The sequence below is a fragment of the Streptomyces hokutonensis genome (genome assembly GCF_042751305.1).
GTDB lineage: Bacteria > Actinomycetota > Actinomycetes > Streptomycetales > Streptomycetaceae > Streptomyces > Streptomyces hokutonensis_A.
On record NZ_JBHYWD010000008.1, the window covers coordinates 256,343 to 275,018 of the forward strand.

The following is an 18,676-nucleotide window of genomic DNA, read 5'->3' on the forward strand; positions in this document are numbered from 1 at the left end:
GGCAGGGCAGGGCGCAAGCGGGCCGCGCAGGGGCGGGCGCCGGACCTCACACGATCAGCCGAGACCGGCCCGGCGGACCCCGGCGGCACGGCCGGACATGCCGCGGCAGCGGCCGCCCGAGCCCCGCTGACGTGGGCTACGTGCACAGCTTGATGCCCTCAACGGTCCCGCACGGGATGTGTCCGTGGACGCGGATCACGTCCTGGCCGACGCCCTGTGTCAGATAGTTCAGGAAGCTCGACGTGAGGGAGTCGGACGGGGGCGTGCCGTAGGTGTAGGCGTACTCGATCTCGCGGTACGGGTAGGTGCTCGTGCCCTGTTCGATTGCGTCCACGGACGCGGCGTGGCCGTCGAGGGTGAGTACGTGCAGGCCCTTGGCGTGCGAGGCGAGGGTGAGTTCGCTGTAGCCGATCGCACCGGGGACCTCGGCGACCTCGGACAGCACCTGGTCCGTGGAGTCGAGTTCGCAGCGGATGACGGGTGCCGTCGGATCGTCCTTGTGGACGCAGTCGACGGAGGAGTTGGCGATCTCGCCGCGTTTCAGCACCCGGCGCTGGAACACCTGTCTCGTACCGGAGTTGGCGTCCCGGCTGACCAGGTGCACCGCCACGTTCGGGCCGCCGAGCTCCCGCCAGTTCTTGATCTCGCCCCGGTACAGGCGTCGTACGTCCGCGGTGGACAGGTTCTTGAGGTGGACGCCGTCGTTGACGACGATCGCGAAGACCGACATCGCGACCCGGCGCGCCAGCAGTTGGGGCATGTCGCTCGGCTTGGGTCCGTCCGACATGGCCACGACCGCCGGTGAGCCCTTCTTCGACGCGAGCCCCTTGGCCTCCAACTCCCGTACGCCCGCCGTCGATCCGTGCGGATCCACCACGACCTTCGAGCCCTCGCAGTCCTTCTCGTACTTCTGCGCGGCCTCCTCCATCACCGGCGCGAAGGCGGTCGAACCGGTGACGGTGAGGGTGCCGTGCGCGCAGCCGATCGGCGGCGGGGTGTCGTCGCGGGCCACCACGATCGTCGCCAGCGTCACCACGCACACCGTGAGCATGATGGTGATCAGCCGGGAGGCGCGGCTGAACAGAGGCGCCTTGTCGTCCGGGGTCGCGCTGCGGTTGGGGTGCACCTCGCCGTCACGGATACCCCCTATGAGCCGTATGTCGCAGCCGACGTCACCGCCGGACAGCAGCACCAGCAGCTTGAAGTGGTCGCGCGGGTTGAGCGGGACGCGCGGGATGCGCAGGGTGTTGGCGTCGTAGCCGAGGCCGGCCGCCGGGGTGAAGTGGTCCATCAGATGGTCGGTGCCGACCGGCTGGGTGACCGAGACCCCCCGGATCGTACGGTCGGTGAACACCGCGGTGAGGCCGTGGAGTTCGCGCCCGGTGTAGTCGTTGTCGGCGATGCTCTGCGAACCGTCGTTCTCGATGCGCAGCAGGACGAGGGTCGCGTCGGACATGCCCGGGACCTCGTCGAAGAGGCCGAGGCGTCTGTTCGCGCGGCCCGAACGGACGTCGTCGCCAATGGGGTTGTCCATCTGGACGCGGTAGCCGATCCGCTTGCGGCGCGGTGTCCGGCGTTCGTACCAGACCATCACACCGGACGCGACGATGCCGAGCACCGCGGTGCCCACGGCGACGACGTTCTCCGCGCTCAGCCACTCCACTGCGGGCCCCCGCTCCCCAGTCTGATCGTGGGGTCACGGTACGGTCGGCCCCGGAAAACCCGCAGGGGCCGTCGGCCGAAGTTCCGGTGACGTTCAACTGGCCCTGAAGTAAAGGGACTTCAGCCCGACTTCGTGTACGTCAGCTTCTCGCCGTTGCCGGTGTTCACCCGCTGGAGCGTGCCGTCCGACAGCAGGGTGACCTCGCTGGCCGCGCCCGGGCTGCAGGACGACAGCGGCTGTCCGGAGGTGACGGTGGAGGCGCCGATCGCCAACGGACCGTTGTCGCCCGGCCGTTGGGCGAGGTCGGCGCTGAACACGCAGTGGTAGCCGGGACCGTCCGCGACCAGTTTCAGCACTGGATCCCCCACCTTCCCCTGCTTGATGGTGAGTTGGCGGGTGTTGTGGCCCGTGGAGTTGTCGATGGACGCGTTCCAGGTGCCGAGATAGCCGCTCGGTACGGCGTCGCCGCCGCTCGGTGTCTCGGAGGGGGACGGGGATTTCGCCGTCGACGGTTCCCCGGTGGTCGGACCCGGTGTGGTGGGCGCGGCGCTGGTGGCCCGGCCGCCCGAACCGGCCGCCGTACGGCCGCCGTTGCCGCCGCCCTGCATCAGCGCGTACACCGAACCGCCCGCCCCCAGCGCGACGACCAGCGCGACCACGACCAACAGCGCGGTCGACCGCTTGCTGCGGCGCGTCCCCTGCGGCTCCAGGTAGGGCCCCGGGCCGTAGGGCGGGGTGGAGCCGAGGCCGGGGTTGTGGGGGTAGGGGTTGTACGGCACCTGCCCGCCCCAGCCGACGAGTTGCCGGGCGGGGAGCTGGGGGTAGCCGTAGTCGGCGGCGGGCGGGGCGGGCGGTTGCGGGTAGCCGTAGCCGGGGGCGGGCTGGGGGTGTTGCTGCGGGTGGCCGTAGGCCGGGTGCGGGGTGGGCGGGGGCGGTGTTCCGGTGGGTCCGGCCTGGCTCTCCACCACTGTCGGGAGGTGGGTGGTGGGCGCGCCGCTGTCCGCCGGCGCGGGGGGCGGCGGGGAGGCGTCGTCGGAGGCCGGGGCGTGTTCGGGGGAGGCTTCGGGGACGGCGGGATGCTCTACGGCGACGGGGACGGGTTCCGCGGACGCGGGTGCGGGGGGTGCGGAAGCGGGCGCAGGAGGTGCGAACGCGGGTGCGGGGGGTGCAGGTGCGGCGGGTGCGGGCGCGGGAGGTGCGGGCACGGCGGGTGCCGGTGTGGCAGGCGCGGACGCGGAAGGTGCCGGTGCGGAAGGTGCCGGTGCGGAAGGTGCCGGTGTGGCAGGCGCGGACGCGGAAGGTGCCGGTGCGGAAGGTGCCGGTGCGGAAGGTGCCGGTGCGGCAGGCGCGGACGCGGAAGGTGCCGGTGCGGGAGGTGCCGGTGCGGAAGGCGCGGACACGGAAGGTGCCGGTGCGGAAGGCGCCGGTGCGGAAGGCGCGGACACGGAAGGTGCCGGTGCGGAAGGCGCCGGTGCGGCAGGCGCGGACACGGAAGGTGCCGGTGCGGAAGGCGCCGGTGCGGCAGGCGCGGACACGGGAGGTGCCGGTGCGGCAGGCGCGGACGCGGGAGGTGCCGGTGCGGGAGGTGTGGCGGGGGTGGTTGCCTGAGCCGCCTCCAGCGCCAAGGGCTCGGAAGCCCGCGACTGAAGGGCCCGCACCACCGGAGTGCCCTTCTCCAGCTGGGCCCGCTCCACAGTCTGCGGATCCTCCGTGTCGAGCAACCGCACCGCGTGGCGCCCGAGTTGGGCGACGAGGCCGCCCGGCAGCCAGGGGTCGCGGGAGCGGCCCCCGGAGACGGTGTCCTCCGCGCCCGTACGGTCGAGGATCTGGTGCAGGGTCGGCCGGGCGGCCGGGTCCTTGCGCAGGCAGTCGCGGACCAGTTCGGCGATGCCCTCGGGGACGCCTGTCAGGTCGGGTTCCTCCTGGGCGATGCGGAACATCAGCGCGTGGACACCGCTGCCGGCGCTGCCGAAGGGGAGGGTGCCGGTCGCGGCGTAGACGAGGACTGAGCCGAGGCAGAAGACGTCGCACGCCGGGGTGATGCGGTCGCCCCGCACCTGTTCCGGCGCCATGAAACCGGGCGAGCCGACGAGCGAGCCGGTGCGGGTGAGCCCGTCGCCGGCCTGGGTCTCCAGGGCGCGCGCTATGCCGAAGTCGATGACGCGGGGGCCGTCGATGGTGACCAGCACGTTGGAGGGTTTGAGGTCGCGGTGGACGATGCCGGCGGCGTGGATGTCCTGGAGCGCGTGGGCGAGCCCGGCGGCGAGGATACGTACCGAACGCTCGGGCAGTGCCCCGTGGTCGCGGCCGACGACCTGTTGCAGGGTGGGCCCGGCAACGTACCCGGTGGCCACCCACGGCACCGCGGCCTCGGTGTCGGCGTCCAGGACGGGCGCGGTCCAGTGCCCGCCGACCTTCCGTGCGGCCTGCACCTCCTGCCGGAACCGGGCGCGGAACTCCTCCTGCGCGGCCAGGTCCTCCCGCACCAGCTTGACGGCGACCGTGCGCCCCCGGTCCGACCGGGCCAGGTACACCTGCCCCATGCCCCCGGCCCCGAGCCGGCCCAGCAGCCGATACGCCCCGATCCGCTGCGGATCGGCCGCCCCCAGTTTCTCCACGACCGCGCCGCCTCCCCTGAAATCCCCGGTCACGCCCCGGTCGAGCCCCTGTGCTCCGCGACAGACCGAGAATAGTGCTGGGAATCGACGAGACGGCCGGAGCGGTGTCTACGGTTCCGTAACGGCAGACCGGCCCCGCCGGGCCCGGCACCATCTCGCTGAACTGTGTCGGTGAAACTAACCGGTCACAGAGGTGGACAGCGGTTAGTCTCAGGCACACACTCCAGCAGGCCCCCGCACCGGACACCCACCCTGGACAACCTGTCGCGGAAACCCCGCTACCGCAGACAGACCGCCGATACCTTTTCCGCATCGCGGACATTTACGCTCGCCGCCATGACCCCTCAGCCCAATCCCCAGGCCGGCGCCGCCGTGAAGGCCGCGGACCGTGCGCATGTGTTCCACTCCTGGTCCGCGCAGGAGCTCATCGACCCGCTCGCCGTGGCCGGCGCGGAGGGGTCGTACTTCTGGGACTACGACGGCAGGCGCTACCTGGACTTCACCAGTGGGCTCGTCTACACGAACATCGGCTACCAGCACCCGAAGGTCGTCGCCGCGATCCAGGAGCAGGCCGCGACCCTCACCACCTTCGCGCCCGCGTTCGCGATCGAGGCCCGGTCGGAGGCGGCCCGGCTGATCGCCGAGCGGACGCCGGGGGATCTGGACAAGATCTTCTTCACCAATGGCGGGGCCGATGCGATCGAGCACGCCGTGCGCATGGCCCGGCTGCACACCGGGCGGCCGAAGGTGCTGTCGGCGTACCGCTCTTACCACGGTGGTACGCAGCAGGCCATCAACCTCACCGGGGATCCCAGGCGTTGGGCCAGTGACGGTGCCGCCGCCGGTGTCGTGCACTTCTGGGCGCCCTTCCTGTACCGGTCCCGTTTCTACGCGGAGACCGAGGAGCAGGAGTGCGCGCGGGCGCTCGAGCACCTGGAGACGACGATCGCCTTCGAGGGGCCCGCCACGATCGCCGCGATCGTGCTGGAGACCGTGCCGGGGACGGCCGGGATCATGGTGCCGCCGCCGGGCTATCTCGCGGGAGTGCGCGAGATCTGCGACAAGTACGGGATCGTCTTCGTCCTGGACGAGGTGATGGCCGGGTTCGGGCGGACCGGTGAGTGGTTCGCGGCCGACCTGTTCGACGTCGTACCGGACCTGATGACCTTCGCCAAGGGTGTGAACAGCGGATACGTGCCGCTCGGCGGGGTCGCCATCTCCGGTGCCATCGCGGAAACCTTCGGCAAGCGGGCCTACCCGGGCGGGCTGACGTACTCCGGGCACCCGCTGGCCTGTGCCGCGGCCGTCGCGACGATCAACGTCATGGCCGAGGAGGGTGTCGTAGAGAACGCGAAGACCCTTGGTACGACGGTCGTCGAGCCCGCGCTGCGCGCGCTGGCGGCGCGGCACCCGAGTGTCGGGGAGGTGCGCGGGGTCGGCATGTTCTGGGCGCTGGAGCTGGTGAAGGACCGGGAGACTCGCGAGCCGCTGGTGCCGTACAACGCGGCCGGTGAGGCGAACGCGGCGATGGCCGCGTTCGGGGCCGCCGCGAAGCAGCAGGGGCTGTGGCCGTTCGTGAACATGAACCGCACGCACGTCGTGCCGCCGCTCAATGTGAGCGAGGCCGAGCTGAAGGAGGGCCTCGCCGCGCTCGACACAGCGCTCTCCGTGGCCGACGAATTCACCTCGTAGTACCCGGAATGGGCGGGTCCGTCTCCCTGGTGCCCGGATACGGGCAGGGCGGGAACCCGAACGCGTAAGGTGACGTGCTCGTAGACATATACGAGTACGCCATCGAACGCGACGAGGGAGACGCTCCGACGATGCCCGGAAGCAGCGGCAACGGCGCCGTGACCCGCAGCACCCTGCGGCAGCAGATCGCCGACGCGCTTCGCGACGAGGTCCTGGCCGGCCGGCTCCAGCCCGGCCAGGAGTTCACGGTGAAGGAGATCGCCGAGCAGTACGGCGTCTCCGCGACCCCGGTCCGGGAAGCGCTCGTCGATCTCTCCGCGCAGGGACTCCTGGAGGCCGACCAGCACCGCGGCTTCCGCGTCCACGAGTACTCGGTGGCCGACCACCGCGGCATGATCGAGGCCCGCGCCCTGGTCACCGAGGGCATGTTCCTGGCGCTGACCGGCGGCCACCCCGCGTTCGACCGCACCGACGACCCCCGCACGGTCGCCGCGCTCGCCGGGGTCCGCCGCCGCGGCGAGGAGGCGCAGCGCGCCGCCGAGGCCGGTGACCTCACCGTGCTGATCGGCTACGACCTGCGGTACTGGCGCGAGCTGAGCACCATGTTCGGCAACCCCTACCTAGGTGACTTCCTGCACCGGCTGCGCGTCCAGTCCTGGGTGTGCACGGTGCAGCATCTGCGCCGACTGACCGATCTGCGCGGGCAGTTGTGGTCCGAGCACACCGAACTGGTCGACGCCCTGGCGCGCCGCGACACCCCGGCCGCGCGCGCGATCGTCCTGGCGTACAACAAGCACTCCCTCGACCTCATCGAGCGGCTGGCCGCCCGGTGACCGGACCGGAAAGGGCCGCTCCGGCCGTGGACAGTGCCTCTGTGGACCCCAGTGTCGTCGTCGTGGACCTCAGTGTCGTCGTGCCCGCCTACAACGAGGAACAGCGGCTCGGGCCGACGCTCGACGCGATCACCACGTATCTGCGCGACAACGAGGGCCGCTTCGGCGACTGGGAGATCGTCGTCGCCGACGACGGCTCCGACGACGGCACCCGTGAGGTCGTCACCTCCCGCGCTGATCCCCGTGTGCAGTTGGTCACCAGCCCCCGCAACCGCGGCAAGGGCCACGCCCTGCGCCTCGGGGTCGCCGCCTCGCGCGGACGCCGGGTCCTGGTCACGGACGCCGATCTGGCCGCGCCCATCGAGGAGTTGGAGAAACTCGACAAGGAGCTGAGCGAGGGCCGCGCGGCGGCGATCGGCTCCCGGGCCGCGCCGGGCGCGACCATCGAGAGCCACCAGCACCCGGTCCGCGAACTCCTGGGCCGCGCGGGCAACTTCCTCATACGGCAGGCCGCGGTCCCCGGCATACGCGACACCCAGTGCGGTTTCAAGCTCTTCGACGGCGACCGCGCCCGCGAGGCCTTCGCCGCCTCCCGCATCAACGGCTGGGGCATCGACGTAGAGGTCCTCCAGCACTTCCGCCGCGCCGACTGGGACGTCGCCGAGGTCCCGGTGCGCTGGGCCCACCAGTCCGGTTCGAAGGTACGGCCCCTGGACTACGCCCGGGTCCTCACCGAACTCGCCCGCCTCCGCGCCCGCTCCCTGCGCCCGGTGGACGTGCTGGTCCCCGTCCTCTTCCTCCTGATGTCGGTCGCCCTCTACTCGGGCCGTTTCTTCGACCCGAGCCACCGCTACCTGGAGGACTCGCTCCAGGACCAGAACCAGTGGGAGTGGTTCTTCGCGGTGACGGCCGACAACGTGGCCCACCTCCACAACCCGTTCTTCTCCAACCTCCAGGGCTTCCCCGACGGCGTGAACCTCATGGCCAACACGGTCATGCTCGGCCTGTCGGTCCCCTTCGCGCCGCTCACCCTGCTGGCCGGACCCGCGGTCTCCCTCAGCGTCTGCATGACGCTCGGCCTCGCGGCCACGGCCGCCGCCTGGTACTGGCTGATCGTGAAGCGCGTCGTACGGCAACGGGCCGCGGCCTTCGTCGGCGCCTCGCTGGCGGCCTTCGCCCCGCCGATGGTCAGCCACGCCAACGCGCACCCCAACTTCGTCATCCTCTTCATGATCCCGCTGATCATCGACCGCGCCCTGCGCCTGTGCACGGGCACCCGGGTGGTCCGCGACGGCGTCGTGCTCGGCCTGATGGCGGCCTACCAGATCTTCCTCGGCGAGGAGCCCCTGCTGCTCGCCTCCATCGGCATGGTCCTGTTCGCCGCGTCCTACGGCGTCCTCAACAGGGATGTCGTCCGGGCGTCCTGGCGCCCGCTCCTCACGGGCCTGGGCATCGCGGCGGGAATCTGCGCGCCGATCATCCTGATTCCCCTCTGGTATCAGTTCGTCGGACCGCAGAGCTACAAGAGCGTCCTGCACGGCGACAACGCGGGCAACAGCCCCCTCGCGCTCCTCTCGTTCGCCGAACGCTCCCTGATGGCGGGCGACGAGATCCGCGCCAACTCCCTCTCCCTCAACCCCACCGAACAGAACGCCTTCTACGGCTGGCCGCTGGTCGCCCTCGCCTTCGCCATCGTCGTACGACTGTGGGAACACGCCCTGGTCAAGGCCCTCGCCTTCACGGCGGTCGCGGCGGCGATCCTCTCCATGGGCCCCAAGATCCGCATCCCGCTCACGGACACGATCTACCCCGGCCCCTGGGCCCTGCTCGCCCACAAGCCGCTCCTCGAGTCGGTGATCGAGGGCCGGGTCGCGATGATCTGCGCACCCGCGCTGGGCATGCTGGTCGCGCTCGCGGTCGAACGGCTCGCGGCGACACGGGAGTTGGGCACGCAGTACGTGGGCCTGCTCGCCGTATGCCTGGCACTGCTCCCCCTGGTCCCCGCGCCGCTCAAGGCGGTCGACCGGGCGGCGGTACCGGCCTTCTTCACGGACGGCACCTACAAGTCGTACGTCCGCGCCGGCGAATCCCTGGTCCCGATCCCGCTGGCCGACCCCGGCGCGGCGGAGCCTCTGCACTGGCAGACGGCGGCCGGCCTCGGCTTCAAGATGCCCGGCGGCTACTTCAACGGCCCCTACGGCGCCGACCGCATCGGGATCTACGGCGCCTCGCCCCGTTACACCTCGAACATGCTGCGGGACGTGCGCTACACCGGCGTCATCCCCACCATCGGCAAGAACTGGCAGGCGCAGGCCAAGGCGGACTTCGCGTACTGGCACGCGGGCGCCCTGGTGATCGCGCCGCAGCCCCACGACGACAAGCTCCGTACGGCGGTGGAGAAGCTGACCGGCAAACCCGGTAGGTGGGTGGACGGCGTGTGGGTATGGGACCTGCACGAGGGGAGCTGACCCGGGCCGCACCGACTACTCTTCCCCCTACTCTTGCCTGACCACCATGCGAACACCACGCTGCGCAGCGAGTAACCGAGGAGCCCCTTTTGGCCTGTGACCTGTGGCTGGTCCCGCTCGTCGACGTGTTGTGCCACACCCCCGACAATCCGTTCGCCGACGAACTCGCGCTCTACAACTCGCTGCTGGCCGAGGCCGGGCTCCCTCCGGTGCCGGTGTACCAGTACATGCCGGGACTGTCCGGGGAGGTCGCGCCGGTCGCGGGCTTCGACTACGACGCGCTGCACTTCCTGCGCCGGGCCTACCTCCTCCAGGTCTGCGGCCTCCCGGTGACCCCGGTCGACGACCTGGGCGGTGACTACGAGCAGCTCCTGGAGATGTTCGAGACCACGGCCCAGCAGTCCCACCTGGTCTGGCACTACGACCACGCGGGCGCCTACGTCCCGGTCGACTTCCCGCACCCGCTCTCGAACGACGAACTCCTCGCCGGCGGCGGCCCCTTGGGCTCCTCCCAGACCCTCCTGCGCGAGCTGGAGTTCGTGGCCCCGACAATCGGCATCGACCCCGCGAACCCGCCCACGGCACCGCAACCCCCCGCTGCTCCCACGGAGTTGGAGGAACCGGCGGTCGCCGCGCCGTACGACCCCAGCCCGTTCGCGCGCGAGCGGCACGTGTGGCTGGGGCTGCACGCGGCGGCGACGCGGAGCCTGGCGCAGGGTTCGATGATCGTGTTCAGCTAGTACTGCGCGATCCGGCTTCCGCCCCTCCCGGCTAGACGGCGGTGCGTCCGGCGTCGGCCGCGAGGGTGGCGCCGGTGAGGTAGCTCGCGCGGTCCGAGGCGAGGAACAGGATCACCTCGGCGATCTCGCGCGGGGCCGCGAGCCTGCCGAGCGGGGTGGTCTTCGCGAACTGCACGGCATTCTCCTCACCCATGCTCGCCAGGACCATGTCGGTCCGCGTGGGACCTGGCGCGACGGTGTTCACGCGCACGCCCGCCGGACTGAACTCGGCCGCCCAGGTGCGCGTCAGCGACTCCAGCGCGGCCTTGCTGGCACTGTAGACGGACAGCCCTGGCAGGCCGATCCGGGCGGCCATGGTGCTGACGTTGACGATGGAGCCGGAGCCCTTGGCGATCATCGCGGGAACCAGGGCCGCGGTGAGGAGGTACGGGGCGCGGACGTTGGCCGCGAGGGTCTCGTCGAGCGTGCCGGGGTCCTGGTCCACGGTGGGCGCTCCGGGGAAGATCGCCGCGTTGTTGACCAGGATGTCGACCGGCCCGGCCGCTTCGGCGAGGCGGCGCAGCGCGTCCGGGTCGGTGAGGTCGGCGGCGACGAAGCGCGCCCTGCCGCCGGCGTCCGTGATCGACCGTACGGTCGCGGCCCCGCGCTCGGCATTGCGGCCGGAGACGACGACCTCGGCGCCGGCCGCGGCCAGCAGCCGTGCCGTCTCGGCACCGATACCGCCCGTCGAGCCGGTGACGAGGGCGACCTTGCCGGAGAGTTCCATGGCGAGTCCTTCCAGGAATGGATTGGATGACCCACACTCGTCCGAATAAAATGGGTTGTCCAATCCAGAATCTGCTAGCGTCGGGGCATGAACACCGAGGTACGCCGGCCCCCCGAGAAGAAGCTGACCCGCAAGGGTCAGGAGACCCGGCGCCGGATCGTGGCCGCCGCCGCGCAGCTCATGTACGAGCGGGGCGTGACCGAGGCGACGCTGGAGGATGTGCGGGCCGCCGCCGGGGTGAGCGGCTCGCAGATCTACCACTACTTCGCCGACAAGCAGGAACTGCTGCTGGCCGTGATCGAGTTCCAGACCGAGGCGGTGCTGGACATGCAGCGACCGCTCTTCGCCGGACTCGACACCATGTCGGGCCTACGGCAGTGGCGGGACGCGCTGGTCGAGTACCAGCTCCGGATGCAGTGCCGCGGCGGCTGCCCGATCGGATCCCTCGGCAGCGAGGTCGCCGAGACCAACCCCGAGGCACGGCTCGCCGCGGCCAGCGGCTTCCTGCGCTGGGAGTCGGCGATCCGCGGCGGCCTCCAGGCGATGCACGACCGCGGTGAACTCGACACCGACCCCGACGACCTCGCCCTCGCGACGCTCGCCGCACTCCAGGGCGGCCTTCTGCTCACCCAACTGCACCGCCAGGTCAGGCCGTTGGAGGTGGCACTGGACGCGATGCTCGACCACATCGAGGCCCACATGAGGCGGGCGTGAGGGGGGAGCGTTGCCGGCCGGAGCGCAGACGATGTCAGCCGGTGGTGCGCGAGGGGTCCTCGGTCGCGGCCATGTCCTGCGTGCCGATGACGCCGAGCAGTTCGAGCTGGGCGGCGCCCTCGGTGCCGGGCGGGGCCGTGAACCACAGGAGGCGCTGGCGGCCGTCCTCGCTGAACAGGCTGTGGCAGTCCAGCTCGATGACGCCCAGCGTGGGGTGCACGATGCGCTTGTGATCGGTGCGGCGCAGGCCGACGTCGTGGGTGTCCCACAGGGCGGCGAACTCCGCGCTGCGCCGCCGCAGTGCGGCCGTCATCCCGGCGACCTCGCTGTCGCGGCTCCGGCGGGCCGCGACCGCCTGCAGGTCGGCGACGAAGACCCGCGAGTGGTGCGGATGGTCCTCGGGCGGGTAGAGGGCACGGGCGGCCGGATCGGTGAACCAGCGGTACGCGAACCCGGTGGCGGGCCCGCGCGGTTCCGGCGCCCGCCCGAGCAGCGCGGCGGCCAACTCGTTCTGTACGAGGGTCTCGTGCAGGTCGGTGATGACCTGGGCCGGGGTGGTGGCCAGCCGGTCCAGCAGCCCGAGCAGGGCGGGCTGTACGTGCCGCGCGCCCGTGCCGCGCGCCGACTCGGGCAGCGGCCGGTCGGCGAGGTGGAACAGGTGGTCACGCTGGTCGCCGCCCAGCCGCAGTGCCCGGGCGAGGGCGTTCAGTGTCTGGGCCGAGGGCTGGGCGCCGCGTCCGCGCTCCAGCTCGGTGTAGTAGTCGGCCGACAGGCCCGCGAGCTGCGCGACCTCCTCGCGCCGCAGGCCTGGCACCCGGCGCCGGGGCCCGACGGGCAGGCCGACGTCGGCCGGCCGGACCCGGTCGCGCCGGGACTTGAGGAAGGCCGCGAGCTCGGGAAGGTTCACCCGCTCATCGTCTCCCCTGCGGCGGGGTCCGAGCCAGGGGATGGCAACCCCTGGGTGGGCTCAGCCCTGGCCTGGCGGACGCCGGCGACGGACAGTTGCCCCACACCGACAGCGCAATGAAAGAGAGCACCATGCCTTTCGCGAACTTCAAGGTCCCCGCCGGCACCCTCACCGCCGAGCAGAAGGAGCAGATCATCACGCGCACCACTGACCTGTACGCCGAGATCTTCGGCGACGGCGCACGGGCCACCACGCTCGTCCTGGTGGAAGAGGTCGCCGACGCGGGATGGGGTATCGGCGGCGGTGTCCTGACCCTCGCCAAGATCCAGGGGACACCGCGGCAGTGAGGGCCTAGCGGATCTTGCCGAGACCCGTCTGGACGTCCTCCGCGTTCATCACCGGGGTCCAGGTCAGGTCGGCACCCAGGTTGAGGAAGAACGGCTCACTGATGGACGGGATGTCGGAGGGGTCCTTCAGATCGAAGAACAGGAACGCGGTGCGCTTGCCGCCGTCGGCGGTGAAGTAGGCCGCCTCGGGCTTGATCTGCTCCAGGGACTCCTCCATCAGCTTCCCCAGAGTCCCGTTGCGGATGGCCTCGTTCCCCTTCTCCGTGTCCATGGACGCTTTCAGCATCATGCGCATCGCAGTCACCTTCTTCTGATCGGCGTGCGCGGGGCGGACAAGTTCAGGATATGCCCGGACAAAGGGAGCGTCCCAGTGAGAGCGCCCCCTACCCCTCCTCAAAAAAGCGTGACACTTTCAGGCGAAACCGACACACTTTTTTGGGACACCCACCCTCCCCCCACCCCAAACTGCTCACATGAGCAGCTCACGGCATGTCCAGGCCCCGCCCGGAATGGGCACGGTGTACCGCGCGACGCTGGACGCGATGGCCGTGCGCGGGCCCCGGCGCGTGGGTGTCACCCATATCGCCCGGCTGGCCGACTCCAACCGCCAGTACTTCTACCGGAATTGGGCCTCTCCCCAGGTACTCCTGCGCGAGGCCGCGTTGCAGGAACTGAAGCGTGTGCTGCACGTGGCCCTGGAAGTCCACGGCCCGTTGCCGCCGCCGGAGTGTCTGGCGGTGCGCTTCGTGGTGCGGGCGGCCCGGCTGTTGCGGGAGCATCCGGTCGTCGCGGCGATGGCGCGGACCGAACCGGCGATGACGTACGCCGCCGTCCTCCGCACGGACACCGAGTGGCACGGGATCGCCCGGCAGTGGCTGGCCAAGCATGTGACCCCGCAGCTGCGCGGCAGCGCCGAGCGGGACACGGTCACGCTCGCCGTACTCACCACGGCGCTGCCGTACGCACTGATCCCGCCGGAGGAACCACCCTCCGAGACCGAACGGGCGGCCGTCGACACCCGGTTGAGCCAGGCCCTGCACGCCTGCCTCGGCCTGCCACCCACCTGCCCCGACTGACCTACAGGTCCTGAAGGAGCCAGAGACACAACGTCAGCACCGCGACGCCGCGGACCGCGACCAGCGTCAGATTCGCGCTCCGCAGCCGGCCGGCCCGAAGCCACACGGTCCACGTGACCAGCAGCGACAGCACTACCGCGAGGATCAGCGCCACGGCGTCGGGCACCGCGTACAGGGCGTCGCGGTGCGCCCACAGGAGGGTCGACCACCACACCACGGCCGCCGTGCTGAGCACGGACTCCAGGATCAGAGCGGTGCGGGTCTCGCCCCGCCCCAGGACTGCCATGGACATCCGTGCTCCTCACGCTCGGCGCAGAAGGTAGGTGCGGAGTCTAGAAGACCGGCGTGCCGGCCTGGGTCAGCTTCCAGTTGGTGGCTGCGAAGGTGGACGGGTCGATGGTGCCCTTGGCCGTGGCGTAGGCGATCATCAGGTCGCGGACCTGGTTGGTGGAGCTGTAGGCGGACTCCGCGGCGGCGATGTGCGGGTAGCCGCTGCCGCCGTTGGCGCGGTAGTTGTTGACCGCGACGACGAAGACCTGGTCGTCGGGGATCGCGGCGCCGTTGTAGGTGAGGTTCTTGATGCGGGAGCCCTCGGCCGCCGCGATGTCGATCTCGTAGGAGACACCGGCCGCCGTGTCGTACATGTAGTCCCAGAAGCTGTTGGCGTTGGTGAGGGTCGCGGTGTCGACCGCGGTGCCGGCCGGGACCTGGTGGTAGTACTTCGCCGCGTACTCCAGGTAGTCCTTGAGCTGGGCGCCGGTGAGCTTCTTGCCGTAGAGGGTGTTCTCGTAGATGTAGAGGCCGGCGACGTCGCGGATGGTCACGTCGCCCTTGGGGATGTCGGCGGTACGGCTGAAGCAGGCTGCCACCGAGATCAGCGGGAGCGCGGCGTCCGCCGCCGACAGGCCCGCCTTCACCGTCTCCATCTGGACCTCGTGGATGAAGTCGATGGCGGGGACGTCCTTCCAGCAGGCCTCCGCGGTCGGCATGTTCTCGGTGCTGGTGCCGATCGCCGTGTTGACGTACTTGACGACCAGGTCGTGGTCGGCGGTGAGGAGTTCGGTGATCCTCTTGTCCTCCGCGACCGTGTTGCTGTTGAGCGTGGTCGCCGTCTTGCTGGTGATCTTCCAGCAGCCGCGCACGAGTTCCAGCTCGAAGTCGAAGACGGACAGGCGGTAGCCGTAGCAGTACGGCTCGGACAGGAGGACGTCCTCGCCGGTCTCCTCGTTCTTCACCGTGTAGGTGGGGACGTCGACGTGGGTGTGGCCGACGAGGATCGCGTCGATGCCGGGGACCTGCTGGGCGACCAGGTTCGACGCGTTCTCCACGTACGGGAGCTCGTCGCCCCACGACGTCGACCCGTCCAGACCGGAGTGGTCGGTGAGGAAGACGACGTCGCAGCCGAGCGCGCGCAGCCGCGGCACGTACTTCTTCGCCTGCTCGACGAGCCCGGGGAAGACCAGCTTGCCGCTGACGTTGTCCTTGTCCCACAGCGCGATGCCCGGGTTGGTGAGGCCGAGGATGCCGACCTTGATGTCCGGCGCGCCGGGCACCTTGATGCGCTTGACCGTGTAGGGCTCGAAGGCGGGCCTGAGGGTCTTCGCGTCCAGGGCGTTGGCGCCGAGCAGCGGGAAGTGGCACTGCTTCTCGAAGGCACGCAGCACGTCGACGCCGTAGTTGAACTCGTGGTTGCCGAGGGCGGCGGCGTCGTAGCGCATCTCGTTCATGGCGACGGCCATGGGGTGCTTGGGGCCGCGCTTGCCGTCCTTGCCCGTGATGGGGTCGACGTTCGCGTAGTAGTACGCGAGGGACGTGCCCTGGATGATGTCGCCCGCGTCGACGAGCAGCACCCGGTCCTTGCCCTTCTCGGCGCGCAGGTTCTTGACCAGGGTGGCGATGCGGGCGATGCCGTAGGTGTTGCCCTTGGAGTCCACCGGGGCGGCGTTGGTGTAGTAGTCCCAGTTGAAGACGTGACTGTGCAGGTCGGTCGTGCCCAGGACGGAGAACGACCAGGTCTTGGGCTTGGGCTTCGGCTTGTGCCGGTCGGCGGCCTCGGCCGGGGTCGCCGCCGCCGTCCCCGCGACGGCCACGACAGCGCCGGTGACGGCGGACTTCTGCACGAACTCACGGCGGTTCATGGGATTGACGGGCATTAAGGACTCCTGGAAGGGCACAGAGGGCGGGTGTTGCGTGCGGGGCGCGGCGGGCTACCCGCGTAGATGCTGGCCTCCGCCTGTTACCGGCGTAACCACGGACAGCCCAAGGGCCGGTCAAGGTTTCCCAAGACCGGCCCAAGTGCGGCAAGCAACCGCCGTCCTAGATGAACGAGTTGATCTCGATCGTCTCCGTACGTCCCGGTCCGACACCGATCGCGGAGATCGGCGCGCCCGACATCTCCTCCAGCGCCTTCACGTACGCCTGCGCGTTCTTCGGGAGGTCCGCGAAGGTCTTGGCCTTCGTGATGTCCTCGCTCCAGCCGGGCAGGTTCTCGTAGATCGGCTTCGCGTGGTGGAAGTCGGTCTGCGAGTACGGGAGTTCCTCGACGCGCTTGCCGTCGATCTCGTAGGCCACACAGACCGGGATCTCTTCCCAGCCGGTGAGGACGTCGAGCTTGGTGAGGAAGAAGTCGGTCAGGCCGTTCACGCGGGTCGCGTAGCGGGCGATGACCGCGTCGAACCAGCCGCAGCGCCGGTCGCGGCCGGTGGTGACGCCCCGCTCGCCGCCGATACGGCGCAGCGCGTCACCGTCCGCGTCGAACAGCTCGGTCGGGAACGGGCCCGAGCCGACGCGGGTCGTGTAGGCCTTCAGGATGCCGATGACCCGGCTGATCTTGGTGGGGCCGACACCCGCGCCCGTGCACGCGCCACCGGCGGTGGGGTTCGAGGACGTGACGAAGGGATAGGTCCCGTGGTCGATGTCGAGGAGGGTGCCCTGGCCGCCCTCGAAGAGGACGACCTTGTCCTGGTCCAGCGCCTGGTTGAGGACGAGGACCGTGTCGGCGACGTACGGCTTGAGGCGGTCCGCGTAGGACAGCAGCTCCTCGACGACCTGCTCGATCGCGATCGCGCGCCGGTTGTAGAGCTTGGTGAGCATCTGGTTCTTGACGTCGAGGGACGCCTCGACCTTCTGCGTCAGGATCGACTCGTCGTAGAGGTCCTGGACCCGGATGCCTACGCGGTTGATCTTGTCCGCGTAGGTGGGCCCGATACCGCGGCCCGTCGTCCCGATCTTCCGCTTCCCGAGGAAGCGCTCGGTCACCTTGTCCACCGTCACGTTGTAGGGCGTGATGATGTGAGCGTTACCGCTGATCAGGAGCTTGGACGTGTCGACGCCGCGCTCGTTCAGCCCGTTCAGCTCGGAGAACAGGACCGACGGGTCGACGACGACACCGTTGCCGATGACCGGAGTGCACTCCGGTGTGAGGATCCCGGAAGGGAGCAGGTGAAGGGCGTACTTCTGATCGCCCACGACTACCGTGTGGCCGGCGTTGTTGCCGCCCTGGTAGCGCACCACATAGTCGACGGAACCGCCTAGCAGGTCCGTCGCCTTTCCCTTGCCTTCGTCACCCCACTGAGCACCGAGCAGCACAAGTGCGGGCACGCGCGTACACCCCTTCCGGGCGGGGCATGTCCAAGGTCAGAGACGTACGCCGCACAGCGTGTGCCTCGTACGTCAGCGACCCTCGTCGGCCGCAACCCGTCGGACCGGATGCCCCGGAATAGACGAAGCCCCTGGCGCAATAGCGCAAGGGGCTCTTGCACAAAGATGCTACCCGAGGAAGCGAGGCATGGCCGAGGTGGCGACTTTCGCGACTTCCGATCAGCTCCTGGTCGTCATCGATCCGGTCGCCCGGCGCACCGACGGAGAGTCCGTCCGCATCGCGAAAGACGTGCTCAGCGCGGGTGCGGCGACCAAGGTGTGCATGCCGGAGGGGCCCGAGGAATTCGCCCGGGTCCTGGCCCGGCGGGGCTCACGGAGACCGGTGCTGGTGGGCGACGACCGGGCCCTGATGCGGACCGTGTCCCTGCTGCACCGCCAGCGGGAGCTGGCCGGATGCGCCCTGTCGATGGTGCCGGTGGGCGGCGCGCTGTCCCTCGCGGGGGCGCTGGGGGTGCCCACGGGGGCGGTGGCGGCGGCACGGGCGGTCCTCGACGGGGTCGTACGGCGGATGGACCTGCTGGTCGACGACAGCGACGGGGTGGTGCTGGGCGCGCTGCGGATCCCCTCGCTCCCCTCACCCGCGGTGCCGTCGCCCGCCGGCACCGGGCACGCCTCGTGGCTGCGGACCTGCCAGTCGCTGGTACGGACCCTGGTCCCGGCCCGCCCGCCACGGGAGCCGCTCACCCGCGAGCCCCGCTTCGGCCCGGCCCGGCTGCGGGTCGAGGTCGACGGCGTCACCCTGGTCGACCTGGACCAGCCGGTGGAGACGGTGTCGGTCAGACCGGGGGCGTCGGGGCTGGCCGAGGTGGAGGTACGGCCGGTCTCGGTGGGGGCGGAGGCGTCACCGCTGTACACGCGGGGGCGGTCGGTGACTGTGTCCGGGGCGGATTTCCGCTACCGGGCGGACGCGGTGGTGGCGGGGCCGGTACGGACGCGGACGTGGGTGGTTCGGGAGGGGGCTTGGGGGCTTACGTTGCCTTCGGTGGGGTGACCCTCCGGGGGCGGGGGATTCTTCGCCCCCGCCGCCCCTACCCGTCCCGTCCTCCAGGGGCGCCGCCCCTTAGACCCCGTCACGGGGGCCGGCCCCCGAACGCCCGGGGGGGGGGCCGGGCAGGGGGGGGGGGTGGCTCCGCGACCTAGCTCTTGGGAGTTTATCTGACTCGCGCGCGCGCGCGCGGCCCTGATCGCGACG

At 70.6% G+C, this 18,676-nt stretch carries 16 protein-coding genes; 8 read left to right on the forward strand and 8 right to left on the reverse strand.

Translation table 11 applies throughout. From position 1 onward, the window contains the following. Positions 1–136 precede the first annotated feature (136 nt). Positions 137–1,663 (reverse strand): substrate-binding domain-containing protein, encoded by a 1,527-nt coding sequence (locus tag ACFXC1_RS22965; protein ID WP_381245318.1) that lies wholly within the window; start codon positions 1,661–1,663, stop codon positions 137–139. Positions 1,664–1,782: 119 nt separating this feature from the next. Next, positions 1,783–4,281, reverse strand: a complete 2,499-nt coding sequence (locus ACFXC1_RS22970) for a serine/threonine-protein kinase (protein WP_381245319.1) — start codon at positions 4,279–4,281, stop codon at positions 1,783–1,785. 336 nt (positions 4,282–4,617) lie between these two features. On the opposite strand from ACFXC1_RS22970, the gene ACFXC1_RS22975 reads away from it, so the two are divergent. From ACFXC1_RS22975 to ACFXC1_RS22990, 4 genes are all read left to right on the forward strand, one after another. After that, complete coding sequence (locus ACFXC1_RS22975; RefSeq protein WP_381245321.1) at positions 4,618–5,973, forward strand: aspartate aminotransferase family protein; 1,356 nt, start codon at positions 4,618–4,620, stop codon at positions 5,971–5,973. A gap of 131 nt (positions 5,974–6,104) precedes the next feature. After that, positions 6,105–6,806 (forward strand): GntR family transcriptional regulator, encoded by a 702-nt coding sequence (locus tag ACFXC1_RS22980; RefSeq protein WP_381245543.1) that lies wholly within the window; start codon positions 6,105–6,107, stop codon positions 6,804–6,806. Positions 6,807–6,847: 41 nt separating this feature from the next. Further along, positions 6,848–9,274, forward strand: coding sequence for a dolichyl-phosphate beta-glucosyltransferase (locus ACFXC1_RS22985; RefSeq protein ID WP_381245323.1), 2,427 nt, complete (start codon positions 6,848–6,850; stop codon positions 9,272–9,274). Positions 9,275–9,363: 89 nt separating this feature from the next. Then, the gene (locus ACFXC1_RS22990; protein ID WP_381245324.1) at positions 9,364–10,014 is read left to right on the forward strand and encodes a hypothetical protein; all 651 of its coding nucleotides are present in this window, start codon (positions 9,364–9,366) and stop codon (positions 10,012–10,014) included. A gap of 31 nt (positions 10,015–10,045) precedes the next feature. Here the strand turns inward: ACFXC1_RS22990 and ACFXC1_RS22995 are convergent, their stop codons facing one another. Further along, positions 10,046–10,780 (reverse strand): SDR family NAD(P)-dependent oxidoreductase, encoded by a 735-nt coding sequence (locus ACFXC1_RS22995; protein ID WP_381245326.1) that lies wholly within the window; start codon positions 10,778–10,780, stop codon positions 10,046–10,048. A gap of 87 nt (positions 10,781–10,867) precedes the next feature. Between ACFXC1_RS22995 and ACFXC1_RS23000 the strand changes: the two genes are divergently transcribed. After that, positions 10,868–11,494, forward strand: a complete 627-nt coding sequence (locus ACFXC1_RS23000) for a TetR/AcrR family transcriptional regulator (protein ID WP_381245328.1) — start codon at positions 10,868–10,870, stop codon at positions 11,492–11,494. Positions 11,495–11,528: 34 nt separating this feature from the next. On the opposite strand, the gene ACFXC1_RS23005 is transcribed toward ACFXC1_RS23000, so the two are convergent. Then, positions 11,529–12,401 carry a helix-turn-helix transcriptional regulator gene (locus ACFXC1_RS23005; RefSeq protein WP_381245330.1) on the reverse strand — a complete coding sequence of 291 codons (873 nt, stop codon included), beginning with the start codon at positions 12,399–12,401 and terminating at the stop codon, positions 11,529–11,531. Between the two features lie 131 nt (positions 12,402–12,532). On the opposite strand from ACFXC1_RS23005, the gene ACFXC1_RS23010 reads away from it, so the two are divergent. Next, the gene (locus ACFXC1_RS23010) at positions 12,533–12,748 is read left to right on the forward strand and encodes a tautomerase family protein (RefSeq protein WP_381245331.1); all 216 of its coding nucleotides are present in this window, start codon (positions 12,533–12,535) and stop codon (positions 12,746–12,748) included. Positions 12,749–12,752: 4 nt separating this feature from the next. Here ACFXC1_RS23010 and ACFXC1_RS23015 read toward each other — a convergent pair whose 3' ends face one another. Then, positions 12,753–13,043 carry a hypothetical protein gene (locus ACFXC1_RS23015; RefSeq protein ID WP_381245332.1) on the reverse strand — a complete coding sequence of 97 codons (291 nt, stop codon included), beginning with the start codon at positions 13,041–13,043 and terminating at the stop codon, positions 12,753–12,755. A 178-nt stretch (positions 13,044–13,221) separates the two neighbouring features. On the opposite strand from ACFXC1_RS23015, the gene ACFXC1_RS23020 reads away from it, so the two are divergent. Beyond that, positions 13,222–13,824 carry a TetR/AcrR family transcriptional regulator gene (locus ACFXC1_RS23020; protein ID WP_381245334.1) on the forward strand — a complete coding sequence of 201 codons (603 nt, stop codon included), beginning with the start codon at positions 13,222–13,224 and terminating at the stop codon, positions 13,822–13,824. Position 13,825: 1 nt separating this feature from the next. Here the strand turns inward: ACFXC1_RS23020 and ACFXC1_RS23025 are convergent, their stop codons facing one another. The 3 genes from ACFXC1_RS23025 to ACFXC1_RS23035 form a co-directional block, all read right to left on the reverse strand. After that, positions 13,826–14,116, reverse strand: a complete 291-nt coding sequence (locus ACFXC1_RS23025) for a hypothetical protein (protein WP_381245335.1) — start codon at positions 14,114–14,116, stop codon at positions 13,826–13,828. 40 nt (positions 14,117–14,156) lie between these two features. Beyond that, on the reverse strand, positions 14,157–15,977 hold the full coding sequence (locus ACFXC1_RS23030; protein ID WP_381245337.1) for a bifunctional metallophosphatase/5'-nucleotidase: 1,821 nt from the start codon (positions 15,975–15,977) through the stop codon (positions 14,157–14,159). Positions 15,978–16,140: 163 nt separating this feature from the next. Then, positions 16,141–17,424, reverse strand: coding sequence for an adenylosuccinate synthase (locus ACFXC1_RS23035; protein WP_381245339.1), 1,284 nt, complete (start codon positions 17,422–17,424; stop codon positions 16,141–16,143). 187 nt (positions 17,425–17,611) lie between these two features. Between ACFXC1_RS23035 and ACFXC1_RS23040 the strand changes: the two genes are divergently transcribed. Then, positions 17,612–18,475 carry a diacylglycerol kinase family protein gene (locus tag ACFXC1_RS23040; protein WP_381245341.1) on the forward strand — a complete coding sequence of 288 codons (864 nt, stop codon included), beginning with the start codon at positions 17,612–17,614 and terminating at the stop codon, positions 18,473–18,475. Positions 18,476–18,676: the final 201 nt, after the last annotated feature.